Below are 16147 nucleotides of genomic sequence, written 5' to 3'. Positions count from 1 at the left end.
GTAGTACAGGATTTTCTTAATATATAAATATACTATTCTTTATTTTCTTTTTTAGAATCAGGTTTATTTTTAGGTTTTGAATGTGATTTTTGTGTACTGTTAGAACCTGACTTAGAACTTGATTCTTTTTTATTAGCGGGTTTATTGTTTTTAGATTGATTGTTGCGTCCATTATTATTGCGTTTAGGTGGACGACCGCCTTGGTTATTTTTTGATTCATTATTTTGGTTCGAACCATTACCTATTTTGTTGTTTTTCTTAGGTTTAGAATTTGATTTCGGTTTAGATGGTTTAGTAATTTGCTCACCATCTTCATTTACTTTCATAATTACCGGTAAAATCATTGGTTTACGTGCTGTTTTTTCATAAAGATAAGGTTGCAATGTTTCTATAATAGATGACTTGATTTGATGCCATTGTATATCTTTGTTTTGGTTTAATTTACTGATGACATCTGTTTTAATTTTACGTTGTGCATCATAAATTAAATGACCTGATTCACGCATATAAACAAAACCGCGAGAAATAATATCAGGACCTGAAAGTAGAGTGTTTGTATTGAAGTCGATACTTACTACAACAATCACTAAACCTTCTTCAGATAACAATTTACGGTCACGGATAACAACATTACCGATGTCTCCAATACCGCTTCCATCCACCAACACATCTCCTGAAGGAATACGTCCTGCTTTACGTGCAGAATCTCTTGTTAATGCCAACACATCACCATTATCAAAGATAAACACATTATCTTCTTCAACTCCGCATTGCACACCAGTTTGAGAATGTGCTTTCAACATACGGTATTCACCATGAATCGGCATAAAGAATTTCGGACGAATCAAACGAAGCATCAATTGCTGATCGCCTTGAGAGCCGTGACCAGATGTGTGGATGTTAGAAATCTTACTATGAATTACATCTGCACCCGCACGATACAACGCATTGATTGTACGATTAATACTCTTTGTATTACCTGGGATAGGTGAAGAACTGAATACAACAGTATCTTCTGGAATAATTTTAATTTGTTTATGTGTACCATTTGCAATTCTAGAAAGTGCAGCCATTGGCTCACCTTGAGAACCGGTACATAAAATTAACAATTCATGTTTTGGTACTGAATTGATTTTATTTGGTTCGATAAATGTTTCAGGTGGTGCTTTAATGTAACCAAGCTCCATACCGATTTTAATATTGTTTTCCATTGAACGACCAAAAACAACAATTTTTCGGTTATATTTAACAGCTGCTTCAACAGCTTGCTGTACGCGGTAAATGTTAGAAGCGAATGTAGCAAAAATAATTCTGCCTGTACATTTACGGAAAATTTTGTCAACGTTTTGTCCAACTTCGCGTTCACTTAAAGTGAAATTCGGTACCAATGCATTGGTAGAGTCAGAAAGGAGACATAAAACGCCTTCTTCTCCGATTTTTGCCATTTTTGCAATATTCGCAAGTGTGCCGACAGGAGTGAAGTCAAATTTGAAATCACCTGTATGCACAATTTTACCTTCTGGAGTATCCACAACTACACCGTAAGCTTCCGGAATACTGTGAGTAGTCAGATAAAATGAGATATTGAAATATTTAGAATTAATTTCTGTATCTTCATTGATTTCATTCAACTCAGCAGTTCTCAACAAATGATGTTCTTCCAATTTGTTACGGATAAGTCCAAGAGCTAAAGGACCGCCATATATCGGTATATTAAGTTCTTTTAATAAGAAGGGCACACCGCCGATATGGTCTTCATGTCCATGTGTGATGAAAAGCCCGATAATCTTATCTTTATTTTGTACAAGATAAGAATAATCAGGGATGACATAGTCAATCCCTAATAAATTGTCATCAGGGAATTTAATCCCTGCATCAATCAGGACAATTTCATCTTTATATTCGACAGCATACGTATTCTTGCCGACTTCACCGAGTCCGCCGAGTGCGTATACGCCGACTTCATTATTTTTTAATTGTTTCATTATTGGATATGCTCCACTTTATAATCTTCCGATTGTTGTTCATATTCTAAATGTGCGCCCTCTAATTTAGTTATAAACTCAATATTATAGTCTCTGTTTTTCAAATATTTTCTTACTTCTTCTTCAGAATTTCCTTCAACGTAGATAGTATGTGTGTTTTCACGCACGATCACTTCTGATTTATCATCTTGAAAAAATACTTTGTAAATTGCCATAGTTTATTTCTTCCTCCTATTGTTTGTGTTCTTTTCATATATAGTATTAATTAAAATCCTAGTAATTATTGGGTGTATATTTCATCATAAATGATGTTTAAGCTTATTCTTATAAATAAATACAACATACCAGCTTAACTGCCCAGTATGTTTGCTAGGATGATTATTTAAATGACGTTCTAATTTGAAATGGTGCAAAGTAGAAATCAATATACACTCAAACTACTTTTTACTCATTTTCAGTTACCTCTTATTTTACATGATGTAAACCAATAAATAAAGCGGTTTTACTTGTGCATCGATAATATGACTGACAGTTAGTAGAAAAGGGTGTTTTAAGAATGAACTGTGCTAAAATGAAAGGGCATTCACAACATTTAAAAATATACCTTGAATTAACTATCTGCTAGTTGCTTGTTGGGAGAAATGCATTTATTCAAGAAAGGAAAGGGATGTATGGGAGAAATTGAGGATTATATCATGAAAGTTGATGAAAAGAGGCGCCCAGCCTTCAGAAAGTTATTCGAAACGATTGCTGAACATTTGCCGAATGGATTTCAGGCTGTTATGCAATATGGGATGCCAAGCTTTGTAGTGCCTTTAGCAACATATCCTGATGGTTATTTAAAACGTAAAGATGAACCGTTGCCTTATATCAGTATTGCCGCTCAAAAGAATTCTATTAATCTTTATCATATGGGGATATACGGAGATGAAAACTTAAAAGAATGGTTTATATCTCGTTATCAAAAAGAAGTACCGACAAAGTTGGACATGGGGAAGAGTTGTATCCGTATGCGCAATATCAATTATATTCCGTATGAATTAATTGGTGATTTGAGTGAGAAAATGACAGTAGACGAATGGATTCGATTTTATGAAAACCGTAATCATAACATTTGTTGAATTCATAATTTGAATCAGCTCAATTAATAAGCACAAAAAAAGTGCTGACTTTAACATCAGCACTTCATGAGATTACGTAAGAAGCAATCTTTATGATTTTATTGTTTTCATACTTATTTAAAACAGACGGATAGCATCTTCGTGTGGTTGTAATGGGTTTTCTTTATCGATATGGTCATAAAACATAATGCCGTCCAAATGATCAATTTCATGTTGAACTACAATTGCAATATAACCTTTAAGACGTAAGTTGATGTCGTTGCCATCGATATCTTTCGCTTTAACTGTTACGCGATTATGGCGATGAACAAGTCCTGGAATATCTTCATCTACACTTAAGCAACCTTCGCCAGTCGGCAGATACGCTTCTTGAACACTGTAGCTGACAATTTTAGGGTTGATTAACATCAACTCATAAGATTTGCCTTCTCCATCATCGGGAAGATGAACAGCAAGCATACGTTTAGAAATGTTTAATTGCGGTGCTGCAATGCCGACACCTGAACGTAAGCCGTATTTTTTTGCGATTTCATCATCTTGGCTGTTGACTAAAAACTCATGCATTTCTTGGATTTTATTACGATCTTCATTTGATAAAGGAAACTCAACTTCTTTTGCTTTTTCACGAAGTGTAGGGTGTCCGTCTCTAATTATATCTTTCATAGTAATCATGTCATACACCGTCCTTATTATAAAATATAACAAAAAAATTAAGGATAGAACAGAAAAGTATTTGCGAAATGAGTGGAAATTAATTAACATCATTATTGAAATACCCAAGGAGGCTAATCAAAGTATGAAATTTAATAAGACACTCGGTTTGGTGGTTGCATCATCACTCGTATTAGGTGCCTGTTCAACGGATACGCACGAGATTAAAGAGTACAATAAGCAACTTAAAGAAGCCGTCAACAAAGAAAATGCAGCAGTTAAAGTCGGAGAAAAACTTAACAAACTTACGAATGAGAAAAATGATTTAGCTAAGAAGATAAACGGGAAAGATACCAATAAAGTCGTCGATACTTCTAAGAAAATCATCGATAATGTCGATCAGCGCAAGAAAGAATTCAAAAAAGAAGAAAATGCTTTCGATGCATCTGAGAAGAAATTTGATGAAGCCAAAAAACGCACTAGTAAAATTCGTAATGATAAACGTAAGAGCGGCATAGAAAAAACAAACAAAGCAATGGAAGACAATTATAAAGCACATGATGCTTATGCTAAGGCTTATACAAACAGTTTAGATAAAGAAAAAGATTTGTTCCAATATATTGTTGATACAAAAGGTAAGGCGGAACAATCTAAAATTGATGAAAAAACAAAAGCAATTGATAATTCATATAAAGATGTAAACAAAAAAATCAAAGATTACAGCAAAACACGTAACGAACGCGGTAAACAAATGGAAGCGGCTGAACAAATTAAATAAACAACACTAGTACAGTTTCATAATTTTGACTAATACAGGTCTTCAAACTGTACTTTGTATCAGTGATACAGAACTTTTTATAATCGTTTAACAGTTTCAGAAATGTATGTTATAATACTCATTGGATGAAATGAATTTTAATTATACGGGAAAGGTATGGTGAATTGAATGGCTCCGAAGTTACAAGCCCAATTCGACGCTGAGAAAGTATTGAAAGATACTGAAGCACAATTTAAGATGGTTCAAGTATTGGACCAAGATGGGAACGTAGTTAACGAAGACTTATTACCAGACTTAACTGATGATCAATTAGTTGAATTAATGGAAAGAATGGTTTGGACACGTGTTTTAGACCAACGTTCTGTTTCATTAAACAGACAAGGACGTTTAGGTTTCTATGCGCCGACAGCTGGTCAAGAAGCTTCACAACTTGCTTCTCAATATGCTCTTGAAAAAGGAGACTGGATTCTTCCAGGTTACCGTGATGTTCCGCAATTAATTTGGCACGGTTTACCATTAACAGAAGCTTTCTTATTCTCTAGAGGACATTTTAAAGGTAATCAAATGCCTGAAGGTGTAAACGCATTCAGTCCTCAAATTATTATCGGTGCGCAATATGTGCAAACTGCTGGTGTAGCGCTTGGTATTAAAAAGCGCGGTAAAAAAGCAGTAGCAATTACTTATACTGGTGATGGTGGGTCATCACAAGGTGATTTCTACGAAGGTATCAACTTCGCTTCTGCATATAAAGTGCCGGCTATCTTTGTAATTCAAAATAACAACTACGCTATTTCAACACCAAGAAGCAAACAAACTGCTGCTCAAACTTTAGCTCAAAAAGCAATTGCAGTAGGTATCCCTGGTATTCAAGTAGATGGAATGGATCCATTAGCTGTATATCAAGCGACTAAAGAAGCACGCGATCGTGCAGTAAATGGAGAAGGACCAACTTTAATCGAAACAATGACTTACCGTTATGGTCCGCATACAATGGCTGGTGACGATCCAACTCGTTACAGAACTTCTGATGAAGATTCAGAATGGGAGAAAAAAGACCCATTAGTTCGTTTCAGAAAATTCTTAGAAGGAAAAGGGTTATGGTCTGAAGAGAAAGAAACAGAAGTTATGGATCAAGCTAAAGATGACATTAAGAAAGCAATCAAAGAAGCTGACAAAGTTGAAAAACAAACAGTGACTGACTTAATGGATATCATGTATGAAGAAATGCCATCTAACTTGGCAGAACAATATGAAAATTACAAAGAGAAGGAGTCGAAGTAAACCATGGCACAAATGACAATGGTACAAGCGATTAACAACGCACTTAAAACTGAACTGCAAAATGATGAAAATGTGTTAGTTTTTGGTGAAGACGTTGGTGTTAACGGTGGCGTATTCCGTGTAACGGAAGGTTTACAAAAAGAATTCGGTGAAGATCGTGTATTTGATACTCCATTAGCTGAATCAGGAATCGGCGGATTAGCTTTAGGTTTATCTGCGGAAGGTTACCGTCCAGTAATGGAAATCCAATTCTTAGGTTTCGTATTCGAAGTATTCGACTCTGTAGCTGGACAAATTGCACGTACACGTTTCCGTTCTGGCAACACTAAAGCAGCACCTGTAACAATCCGTACACCATTCGGTGGCGGTGTGCATACACCAGAACTTCACGCTGATAACTTAGAAGGTATTTTAGCGCAATCTCCAGGATTGACTGTAGTTATTCCTTCTAACCCTTACGATGCAAAAGGTTTATTAATCTCTGCAATTAAAAGTAACGACCCAGTCGTTTATTTAGAGCATATGAAATTATATCGTTCATTCCGTGAAGAAGTTCCGGAAGAAGAATATGAAATTGAACTTGGAAAAGCTAAAGTGAAAAAAGAAGGTACAGACCTTACTGTTATCGCTTACGGCGCAATGGTTCAAGAATCATTGAAAGCAGCTGAAGAACTTGAAAAAGACGGTGTTTCTGTAGAAGTAATCGACTTGCGTACAGTTCAACCAGTTGATTATGAAACATTAGTTGCTTCTGTTGAAAAAACAGGCCGCGCAGTTGTAGTTCAAGAAGCACAACGCCAAGCTGGTGTAGGTGCACAAGTTGCAGCTGAATTATCTGAACGCGCAATTCTTTCATTAGAAGCTCCGATTGCACGTGTTGCAGCAGCAGACACTGTTTATCCGTTCACTGAAGCTGAAAACGTTTGGTTACCTAACAAAAACGATATCATTGAACGCGCTAACGCAACTTTAAACTTCTAATCGCTTTATAATTAGAAAGTTGATCGGCATATTAACAATAACTTTCGGGTAGATAACAATTAACTGCAACTATCTGAAGGTTTGACAAAACATTTCTGTCCTTGCAGCTTTTAAGTAGTGCAAGGGCAAATGGTTTGTCCGAGAAGTAAAATGAAAAATTGAAGATAGATTTCGTTGAAACGGAATCAAGTTTTATGTCAAAATATAAACTAGAACAATATATTGATTTGATTTCAGTATGACTGTCGTCTCAAGGGTTATAGCTTGAATGAATGACACTTTGTTTCAAATTTTGTTCTTTGTACTAGTTTATATGACTTAAATTGACTTTTAGGAGGACAAGAACGTGGCATTTGAATTTAAATTACCCGATATTGGTGAAGGTATCCACGAAGGTGAAATTGTAAAGTGGTTTGTTAAAGCTGGAGACGAAATTGAAGAAGATGATATCTTAGCTGAGGTTCAAAATGATAAATCAGTTGTAGAAATCCCTTCTCCAGTTTCAGGTACAATTGAAGAAGTTGTAGTTGACGAAGGTACAGTAGCAGTTGTAGGTGACACAATCGTTAAAATTGATGCACCTGATGCAGAAGAAATGTCATTCAAAGGCGGACACAGTCACGATGACAGTAAAGAAGAAGCAGCAGAACAACAAGAGACTAAACAACAAGCAGCAACAGTTTCAGAAGAAGGAACTGAATCAGCTTCTGGTGATGCACCGCAAACACCAACTCAAGATGAAGAAATTGATGAAAATCGTGTTGTTAAAGCAATGCCTTCAGTACGTAAATTTGCACGTGATAACGATGTTAATATCAAAGCTGTTAAAGGTTCTGGTAAAAACGGACGTATCACTAAAGCAGACGTTGAAGCTTACTTAAGCGGCGATACAAGTTCTAGCGTTGATGAAAGCGCTGCATCAAGCGAATCAGCTCCTGCAGAAACTTCATCAGCACAATCAGCACCTGTATCAGCTGAAGGTGAATTCCCAGAAACACGCGAAAAAATCCCAGCAATGCGTAAAGCAATTGCAAAAGCTATGGTAAACTCTAAACATACTGCGCCTCATGTAACATTAATGGACGAAGTAGAAGTACAAGCTTTATGGGATCACCGTAAAAAATTCAAAGAAATTGCTGCGGAACAAGGTACTAAATTAACATTCTTACCTTATGTTGTTAAAGCATTAGTTTCAGCGCTTAAAAAATACCCAGCATTAAACTCTGAATTTGATGAAGAAAACGGTGAAGTAGTTAACAAACACTACTGGAACATCGGTATTGCTGCAGATACAGAACGCGGTCTATTGGTACCAGTTGTTAAACACGCTGATCGCAAATCAATGTTCGAAATTTCAGATGAAATTAATGAACTTGCTGTTAAAGCTCGTGATGGTAAATTGACTTCTGACGAAATGAAAGGTGCTTCATGCACAATCAGTAACATCGGTTCTGCAGGCGGTCAATGGTTCACTCCTGTAATTAACTACCCTGAGGTAGCAATTTTAGGAATCGGCCGTATTGCTCAAAAACCTATTGTTAAGGATGGGGAAATTGTAGCAGCACCTGTATTAGCATTATCATTAAGCTTTGACCATAGACAAATTGATGGTGCTACTGGTCAAAACGCAATGAATCACATCAAACGTTTATTAAATAATCCAGAATTATTATTAATGGAGGGGTAAAACATGGTAGTTGGTGATTTTCCAATTGAAACAGATACTATTGTAATCGGAGCAGGTCCTGGGGGTTATGTTGCAGCAATCCGCGCAGCACAATTAGGACAAAAAGTTACAATCGTTGAGAAAGGCGAATTAGGCGGTGTATGTCTTAACGTAGGATGTATCCCATCTAAAGCATTATTGCACGTTTCACACGTATTCCAAGAAGCACAACATTCAGATAATTTAGGTATTATCGCTAAAGATGTTGAACTTAAATTTGACAAAGTTCAAGACTTCAAAAAATCTGTTGTTAATAAATTAACTGGCGGTGTTGAAGGATTATTAAAAGGAAACAAAGTTGAAATTGTAAAAGGTGAAGCTTACTTCCACGACAGCAACAGCTTACGTGTTATGGATGAAAAAAGTGCTCAAACTTACAACTTCAAAAATGCAATCATTGCTACAGGTTCTAGACCAATTGAAATTCCTAATTTCAAATTCGGCGAACGTGTTATCGACTCAACAGGTGCTTTAAACTTACAAGAAGCTCCTAAAAAATTAGTCGTAGTAGGCGGCGGTTACATTGGTTCTGAATTAGGTACAGCATTTGCGAACTTCGGTACAGAAGTTACTATTTTGGAAGGTGCCAAAGATATCTTAGGCGGTTTCGAAAAACAAATGACACAACCTGTTAAGAAAAAAATGAAAGAAAAAGGTATCGAAATCGTTACTGAAGCAATGGCTAAATCTGCTGAAGAAACTGCAGACGGTGTTAAAGTAACTTACGAAGCTAAAGGCGAAGAAAAATCAATCGAAGCTGATTACGTTTTAGTTACAGTTGGACGTCGTCCAAACACTGATGAAATGGGTCTTGAAGAATTAGGACTTAAATTTGCAGACCGCGGATTATTAGAAGTTGACGATCAAAGCCGTACTTCTATTAAAAACATTTTTGCTATCGGCGATATCGTTCCTGGTTTACCACTTGCACATAAAGCAAGTTATGAAGGTAAAGTTGCTGCTGAAGCAATTTCAGGTGAAAAATCTGCAGTAGATTACATTGGTATGCCTGCTGTATGTTTCACTGAACCAGAATTAGCAACTGTAGGTTATAACGAAGCTCAAGCTAAAGAAGAAGGCTTGGATTACAAAGCTTCTAAATTCCCTTACGCTGCTAATGGTCGTGCCTTATCATTAGATGATACTACTGGATTTGTTAAATTGTTAACACTTAAAGAAGATGGTACTTTAATCGGCGCACAAGTTGTAGGTACTGGTGCTTCTGATATCATCGCTGAATTAGGTTTAGCTATCGAATCTGGTATGAACGCTGAAGATATCGCATTAACAGTACATGCTCACCCAACTTTAGGTGAAATGAGCATGGAAGCTGCTGAAAAAGCAATCGGATTACCAATCCACACTATGTAATAAAACCCAACATTAGATTAAGCATATTATTGAAACCGCCGAGCATTTGCTTGGCGGTTTTTCTTATATTTGAAACAGTTTAATGCGTGGTATAATACAAAAGAAATCAACACCAATAAAAGGAGGAATTCTCTATGGAATATCAATATCCGATCGATGTTGATTGGTCACAAGATGAAATGCTTGCGGTCATTAATTTCTTTAATAAAATTGAAGATTATTATGAAAGAAAAGTAGAAGGATCTGCTTTGAAAAATGCATATAGCGACTTTAAAAAAGTAGTTCCTGGAAAAGCGGATGAAAAGAATATCTTTGATGAATTTGAAAAAGGCAGCGGATATAACAGCTACAAAGTTGTGAAATTAGTTAAAGATAACCCTGATGAAAAATATTTCAGTGCAAATGAATAATTTAGTATTGTAAATTCACCTGGATTTTGGTATTTTTATTAAGCATTAAACTTAATGTTTAGTAAAAGTAAACAAATCCAGGTTTTTTCTTTTGGAAATTGGATTGGAAAGTTATAGGTGAACAGTTTGAATATTGGTCAGAAACTGCGTAACTTACGTAAAATAAAAGATTTAACACAAGAGGAATTAGCTGAACGTACAGATTTATCTAAAGGATATATTTCACAGATTGAAAGTGGTCAATCTTCTCCAAGTATGGAAAGCTTTTTACATATATTAGAAGTACTCGGCACTTCTCCAGAATTATTTTTTAAAGAAAAGCCGAAGGAAAAAGTATTATATCCAAAAGCAGAACAAGCTATTTATGATGAATATGATGAAGGTTATATTTTGAATTGGCCTATTAACCGCTCTAATGACTTTGAAATGGAACCACTGTTAATTACACTTCGCCCAAATACTGCGTACAAATCATTCAAACCATCTGAATCAGACACTTTTATTTATTGTTTAGAAGGAACGCTGACTTTAACTTTAGGTGAAGCGACATATATCGCACATGAAGGTGACGCCCTTTACTTTAAAGCAGAGGAAAAGCATCAACTTTCAAATACAACAGAACTTTACGCAAAGGCAATGATTGTTGCGACTGCGTCATATTTATAGGAGGAAGAAAGATGACACCATTATTATCATTAAAATCAGTCAGCAAACAATTTGATGGTCAGCAAGTTTTAAATGATATTGATTTAGAGTTTGAATCTGGCCATTTTTATACGCTTTTAGGTCCATCAGGTTGCGGAAAAACAACTATTTTAAAATTAATTGCAGGATTTGAACAAGCTGATTCTGGATCAATTATTTATCAAGGGAAGACAATTAATAAAATACCAGCAAATAAACGTACAGTGAATACTGTTTTCCAAGACTATGCACTGTTTCCGCATTTAAATGTGTATGACAATATTGCATTTGGTTTAAAACTAAAGAAAAAGAAAGATGCTGAAATTAAAGAAAAAGTAAAAGAAGCGTTGAAGCTGGTTAAATTAGAAGGATATGAATACCGTAATATTGATGAAATGAGCGGGGGACAAAAACAACGTGTAGCGATTGCCCGTGCTATTGTGAATGAACCTGAAGTTTTATTATTAGATGAATCTCTTTCAGCACTTGATTTGAAATTGCGTACTGAAATGCAGTATGAGCTGCGTGCATTACAATCACGACTCGGCATAACATTTATTTTTGTCACACATGACCAAGAAGAAGCGCTAGCTTTAAGTGATTATATTGTTGTATTAAAAGATGGTAAAATTCAGCAATTTGGAACACCGTTAGATATTTATGATGAACCAGTGAACCGTTTCGTAGCCGATTTTATTGGAGAGTCTAATATTATTGAAGGCACAATGGTCGAAGATTATCTAGTGAATATCTATGACAAAAATATTGAATGTGTAGATATGGGGATACCATCAGGCCAAAAAATTGAAGTAGTTATTCGTCCGGAAGATATAACAATTACACAGCAAGGTCAAGGATTGTTTCAGGCTAAAGTGGAGGCAATGCTTTTCAGAGGTGTGCATTATGAAATCACTTGTATTGACCAAGAAGGATATGAATGGATGATTCAAACGACTAAAAAAGCAGAAGTCGGCAGTACAGTAGGTCTTTATTTTGAACCTGAAGCGATTCACATTATGGTACCAGGTGAAACAGAAGAAGAATTTGATAAACGTATAGAAAGTTATGAGGAAACAGACAATGAGCAAGATGAATAAGTGGTTGTTTATTCCTTATATCATTTGGATGATCGGGTTCATTATTATTCCAGTAATTTTGCTTGTTTACTTTTCTTTTATCGACATACACGGACATTTTAGTTTTGCGAATTATGAACAGATATTTTCGATGCGCTATTTTAAAATGATGGCTTACTCAATTTTATATGCAGCTATTATTACACTTGTTACTTTAATCATCAGTTATCCAGCAGCGTATTTTATTCGCAATTCTGTAAATCAAAACTTATGGATTTTGGTTCTCATTATACCGACATGGATTAATTTACTTCTCAAGACGTATGCATTTATCGGGATTTTCAGTCATGATGGTATTATCAATCAAATTCTAGGTTGGTTGCATCTTCCGAAAGCGGAATTGCTGTTTACGGCACCTGCTTTTGTTATTGTAGCAAGTTATATTTATATTCCATTCATGATTTTGCCTATCTTCAACAGTATGAAAACAATTCCGGAAAATTTATTTCAAGCTGCGAGTGATCTTGGAGCGGGGAAATGGACGACTTTCAGAAAAATTATTTTGCCGCTAACTAAAGAAGGCGTGTTATCAGGAATTCAAGTCACTTTTATTCCTGCTTTGTCACTCTTCATGATTACGAGATTAATCGCTGGAAACAAAGTGATGAATATCGGGACATCCATAGAAGAACAATTTTTAACCATTCAAAACTATGGCATGGGCTCTACCATTGCGATTGCTTTGATTGTCTTTATGGCAGTAGTTCTGATTATTACAAAGTCCGGTAATGAAGGAGGCAGACGTTCATGAAATGGTATGGTAAATTATATCTTGGCTTATTAATTATCGGATTATATATACCAATCATTTTCTTGATGGTATATTCATTTAACTCAGCCGGAAATATGATTCATTTTGAAGGATTTACATTAGAGCACTACCAAACACTTTTCCAAGATGATCGTTTGATGTCGATTCTCTTTAATACGATAGCAGTAGCATTGTTGGCTGCTTCTATCTCAACAGTTATCGGTACACTTGGTGCGATTGCCTTGTATCAATTACGTCAAAAGAAATTACGTTTAACTTTCTTGACGTTGAATAATGTGTTGCTTGTTTCATCTGATGTCGTGATTGGTGCATCATTTTTAATTATGTTTACAGCAATCGGTCATTTTACAGGATTAGGACTTGGCTTTTGGACAGTTTTAATTTCGCATATTGCTTTTTGTATCCCGATTGTAGTGATTATTATCTTGCCGCAACTTTATGATATGAATCAGCATATGTTTGATGCTGCGCGAGATTTAGGTGCGAGTGAGTGGCAGATTTTAAATCGAGTGATGCTGCCTAACTTAATGCCTGCTGTGATTGCTGGATTTTTCATGGCGCTTACTTATTCGTTAGATGACTTTACTGTGAGCTTTTTCGTGACGGGTAATGGTTTTAGTGTCTTGTCAGTAGAAGTGTATGCTATGGCCCGTAAAGGTATCAGTATGGAAATCAATGCAATTTCAACATTGATCTTTATGGTGATTATTATCGGTATTTTAGGTTATTATCTTGTTCAACGATTTACTAAGCGCAGACTAACAATGAAACGAGGTATCATGCGATGAAAAAATTTGTTCAATTAATTATCGGTGCATTGATACTCGGTCTTATATTTCTCGGTCTCAGTAAATGGTATAGTTCAGAGGATAATCAAAAAACAGGTAAAAAGATTTATGTTTATAACTGGGGAGAATATATCGATCCTGATTTGATTAAGAAATTTGAAAAAGAAAGTGGCATCAAAGTCGTTTATGAAACATTTGATTCAAACGAAGCAATGGAAGCAAAAATCCGAAATGGCGGGACGCATTATGATGTGGCATTCCCAAGTGAATACACTGTTCAAAAGATGAAAAAAGGTCATTTGTTATTACCGCTGAATCATCAAAAGCTGCCGAATATGAAGAATTTGGATCCGAACTATTTGAACATGGATTATGATCGACACAATCGTTATTCAGTGCCTTACTTTTTCGGAACGGTAGGTATTATTTATAATAAAAATGCTTATCCAAAAGAAGATTTTACAAGTTGGCGTAGTTTATATAATCCTAAGTTTAAAAATGATATTATATTAGTGGACGGTGCCCGAGAAATTATGGGCATGAGTTTAAATAAATTAGGATATAGTCTTAATGATACGAATCCGAAACATCTGCAAGAAGCGGAAAATGATTTGAACCACCTTGCTCCGCAAGTAAAAGGTGTAGTCGGAGATGAAGTTACCATGATGCTCGAACAACATGAAGCAAATATTGCTGTTGTTTGGAGTGGTACTGCAGCACCGATTGTGCAAGAGCATCCTGAATTCAATTATGTAGTACCGAAAGAAGGTTCTAATTTATGGTTTGATAATATGGTAATCCCTAAAACAGCTCAAAATAAAGAAGGGGCATATCAATTTATCAATTTCTTATTGGATGCGCAAAACAGCAAGCAGAATACAGAATGGGTCGGTTATGCGACACCAAATAAAGCAGCTGCGCAAAAATTACCAGCTGAAATTCGGAATGATCATCGATTTTATCCAACAAAAGATACCCAAAATAGGCTTGAAGTATATAAAGATTTGGGTAAAGATATTCTAAGTGATTATAACGAGCATTTTTTGAATTTTAAAATGACGTTACAATAGATAAGTAAAATGTAATAGGGAGTGTTAGTGATGTCTGGAGAACCACAATACACACAAATCAAACGGCCAGTGAGCAGAGTGGCTGAAAAAGTACTGGGGTGGCTGAACTGGATAGGTTTATTGCTGCTTACAGTAGCAACGATGTTTATTGCACTTGTTTCATTCAGCAATGACACATCCATTCAAAAATTAGAACAAACATTAACCAATAATGAATTTGCACAACAAATTTTGACAAATAATGGACTCAATACAACACAATTTGTTATCTGGCTTCAAAATGGAATTTGGGCAGTTATTGTATATTTAATTGTATGCTTATTAATATCATTCTTAGCACTTATTTCTATGAATATCAGAGTGCTGTCAGGAATTTTATTCTTAATCGCATCAATCATTACATTACCGCTTGTTTTATTACTTGCAACAGTAATAATTCCAGTGCTCTTCTTTATCGTAGCAATCATGATGTTTGCACGTAAGGATCGTGTAGAAACGGTGCCGTATTATCCTGGCGGTTACGGTCCTTATGATCGTGATTATGATTATGGACGAGACGATTATTATAATCACGGTGAACACGATAGAGGAAGCAGACGCCATGAAGACTTTGTTGATGATGAAACCGGCAGACGTCCACGTCACGAACCTGCTTATGAAAAACGTGACAGAGAACTTGCTGAAGAGGAAGATGATACGCGCGTTTATCAACCTAGAAGAGATGGTGAAGGAGCTGCTTATACAGCTTCTGAGTTTAAGGATGAACCAGAAAGTGAACATGCAGATGCACAAGCATCTGATAACCTTGAAGAAGAGCCGCAATTTCTTTCACGCCAAGCTAAATACAAACAAAAATCACCAGATGAAGTCAAAGAACAGCAAGAAATGGATCGATATGAACGTGAACAAGCGCGTATTGATGAAATTGAAGGGAACAATGAGCCGGAAGAAATTCAAAACCGTGTGAATGAACCACGTAAAGGTGAAACACCTGAAGAAAAGGCTGCACGCAAACGTGAAAAGAAAGAACGTAAAAAGCGTGCGAAAGAATTACGAAAACAACGTCCAAGTGCTATAAACCAACGTCGTATGAATTTTGAAGAGCGTCGTTCATTCAGTCAAAGTAAACCTGAGGATACAGAACAACCATCAAATGATAAAACACCTCAAGAAAGCGTTGAAGAAAAAACGGATGAAAATAAGGAAGAAAAATAAATAATAATTAAGTAACGGTTATGTAGACACTTTTTAAGAGTGTAACATAACCGTTATTTTTAAATTTCAACAATCCAAAGAATTATAAAGTAATTAATTAAATAATTAGTTGTAATTTGAAACAATACATGCTTAATCAGAAGTTGACAGGGTATGTACGATTATAAGACCAGTTTTA

The 16147-nt window shown here is 35.7% G+C and carries 16 protein-coding genes; 13 read left to right on the top strand and 3 right to left on the bottom strand.

Annotation, left to right across the window (positions count from 1 at the left end; translation table 11 throughout):
* Positions 1-32 precede the first annotated feature (32 nt).
* Together rnjA and DYE31_RS08875 are read right to left on the bottom strand one after the other, a co-directional pair.
* On the bottom strand, positions 33-1985 hold the full coding sequence (rnjA, locus tag DYE31_RS08880; RefSeq protein WP_015899966.1) for a ribonuclease J1: 1953 nt from the start codon (positions 1983-1985) through the stop codon (positions 33-35).
* Positions 1985-2200 carry a DNA-dependent RNA polymerase subunit epsilon gene (locus DYE31_RS08875; RefSeq protein ID WP_015899967.1) on the bottom strand — a complete coding sequence of 72 codons (216 nt, stop codon included), beginning with the start codon at positions 2198-2200 and terminating at the stop codon, positions 1985-1987. Before DYE31_RS08875 ends, rnjA begins: the two co-directional genes overlap by 1 nt.
* Positions 2201-2656: 456 nt before the next feature.
* Between DYE31_RS08875 and DYE31_RS08870 the strand changes: the two genes are divergently transcribed.
* Positions 2657-3106: a DUF1801 domain-containing protein gene (locus DYE31_RS08870; RefSeq protein ID WP_015899968.1), complete on the top strand. Its 450-nt coding sequence runs from the start codon at positions 2657-2659 to the stop codon at positions 3104-3106.
* A gap of 117 nt (positions 3107-3223) precedes the next feature.
* On the opposite strand, the gene def is transcribed toward DYE31_RS08870, so the two are convergent.
* Positions 3224-3778 (bottom strand): peptide deformylase, encoded by a 555-nt coding sequence (gene def, locus DYE31_RS08865; protein WP_015899969.1) that lies wholly within the window; start codon positions 3776-3778, stop codon positions 3224-3226.
* A gap of 124 nt (positions 3779-3902) precedes the next feature.
* On the opposite strand from def, the gene DYE31_RS08860 reads away from it, so the two are divergent.
* The 12 genes from DYE31_RS08860 (at position 3903) to auxB (ending at position 15969) form a co-directional block, all read left to right on the top strand.
* Entirely contained in the window at positions 3903-4535 is a 633-nt protein-coding gene (locus DYE31_RS08860) for a YkyA family protein (RefSeq protein WP_015899970.1), read from the top strand.
* 168 nt (positions 4536-4703) lie between these two features.
* Positions 4704-5816, top strand: coding sequence for a pyruvate dehydrogenase (acetyl-transferring) E1 component subunit alpha (gene pdhA, locus DYE31_RS08855; protein WP_015899971.1), 1113 nt, complete (start codon positions 4704-4706; stop codon positions 5814-5816).
* 3 nt (positions 5817-5819) lie between these two features.
* A complete protein-coding gene (locus tag DYE31_RS08850; protein ID WP_015899972.1) occupies positions 5820-6797 on the top strand; it encodes an alpha-ketoacid dehydrogenase subunit beta in 978 nt (325 codons plus the stop codon).
* A 346-nt stretch (positions 6798-7143) separates the two neighbouring features.
* On the top strand, positions 7144-8484 hold the full coding sequence (locus tag DYE31_RS08845; RefSeq protein ID WP_015899973.1) for a dihydrolipoamide acetyltransferase family protein: 1341 nt from the start codon (positions 7144-7146) through the stop codon (positions 8482-8484).
* 3 nt (positions 8485-8487) lie between these two features.
* Positions 8488-9894, top strand: a complete 1407-nt coding sequence (lpdA, locus tag DYE31_RS08840; RefSeq protein ID WP_015899974.1) for a dihydrolipoyl dehydrogenase — start codon at positions 8488-8490, stop codon at positions 9892-9894.
* A gap of 134 nt (positions 9895-10028) precedes the next feature.
* The gene (locus tag DYE31_RS08835) at positions 10029-10304 is read left to right on the top strand and encodes a UPF0223 family protein (protein ID WP_015899975.1); all 276 of its coding nucleotides are present in this window, start codon (positions 10029-10031) and stop codon (positions 10302-10304) included.
* 126 nt (positions 10305-10430) lie between these two features.
* On the top strand, positions 10431-10970 hold the full coding sequence (locus DYE31_RS08830; RefSeq protein ID WP_015899976.1) for a helix-turn-helix domain-containing protein: 540 nt from the start codon (positions 10431-10433) through the stop codon (positions 10968-10970).
* An 11-nt stretch (positions 10971-10981) separates the two neighbouring features.
* Positions 10982-12085 carry an ABC transporter ATP-binding protein gene (locus DYE31_RS08825; RefSeq protein ID WP_015899977.1) on the top strand — a complete coding sequence of 368 codons (1104 nt, stop codon included), beginning with the start codon at positions 10982-10984 and terminating at the stop codon, positions 12083-12085.
* Positions 12069-12875 carry an ABC transporter permease gene (locus tag DYE31_RS08820; RefSeq protein WP_046100535.1) on the top strand — a complete coding sequence of 269 codons (807 nt, stop codon included), beginning with the start codon at positions 12069-12071 and terminating at the stop codon, positions 12873-12875. The genes DYE31_RS08825 and DYE31_RS08820 overlap by 17 nt, the downstream gene beginning before the upstream one ends.
* The gene (locus tag DYE31_RS08815; RefSeq protein WP_015899979.1) at positions 12872-13684 is read left to right on the top strand and encodes an ABC transporter permease; all 813 of its coding nucleotides are present in this window, start codon (positions 12872-12874) and stop codon (positions 13682-13684) included. The genes DYE31_RS08820 and DYE31_RS08815 overlap by 4 nt, the downstream gene beginning before the upstream one ends.
* Entirely contained in the window at positions 13681-14754 is a 1074-nt protein-coding gene (locus DYE31_RS08810; RefSeq protein ID WP_015899980.1) for an ABC transporter substrate-binding protein, read from the top strand. The genes DYE31_RS08815 and DYE31_RS08810 overlap by 4 nt, the downstream gene beginning before the upstream one ends.
* Positions 14755-14784: 30 nt before the next feature.
* Complete coding sequence (gene auxB / locus DYE31_RS08805; protein WP_015899981.1) at positions 14785-15969, top strand: lipoteichoic acid stability factor AuxB; 1185 nt, start codon at positions 14785-14787, stop codon at positions 15967-15969.
* Positions 15970-16147 lie beyond the last annotated feature (178 nt).

It is taken from the genome of Staphylococcus carnosus (assembly GCF_900458435.1).
Classification (GTDB): domain Bacteria; phylum Bacillota; class Bacilli; order Staphylococcales; family Staphylococcaceae; genus Staphylococcus; species Staphylococcus carnosus.
This window is presented reverse-complemented; position numbering and strand designations above follow the sequence as displayed.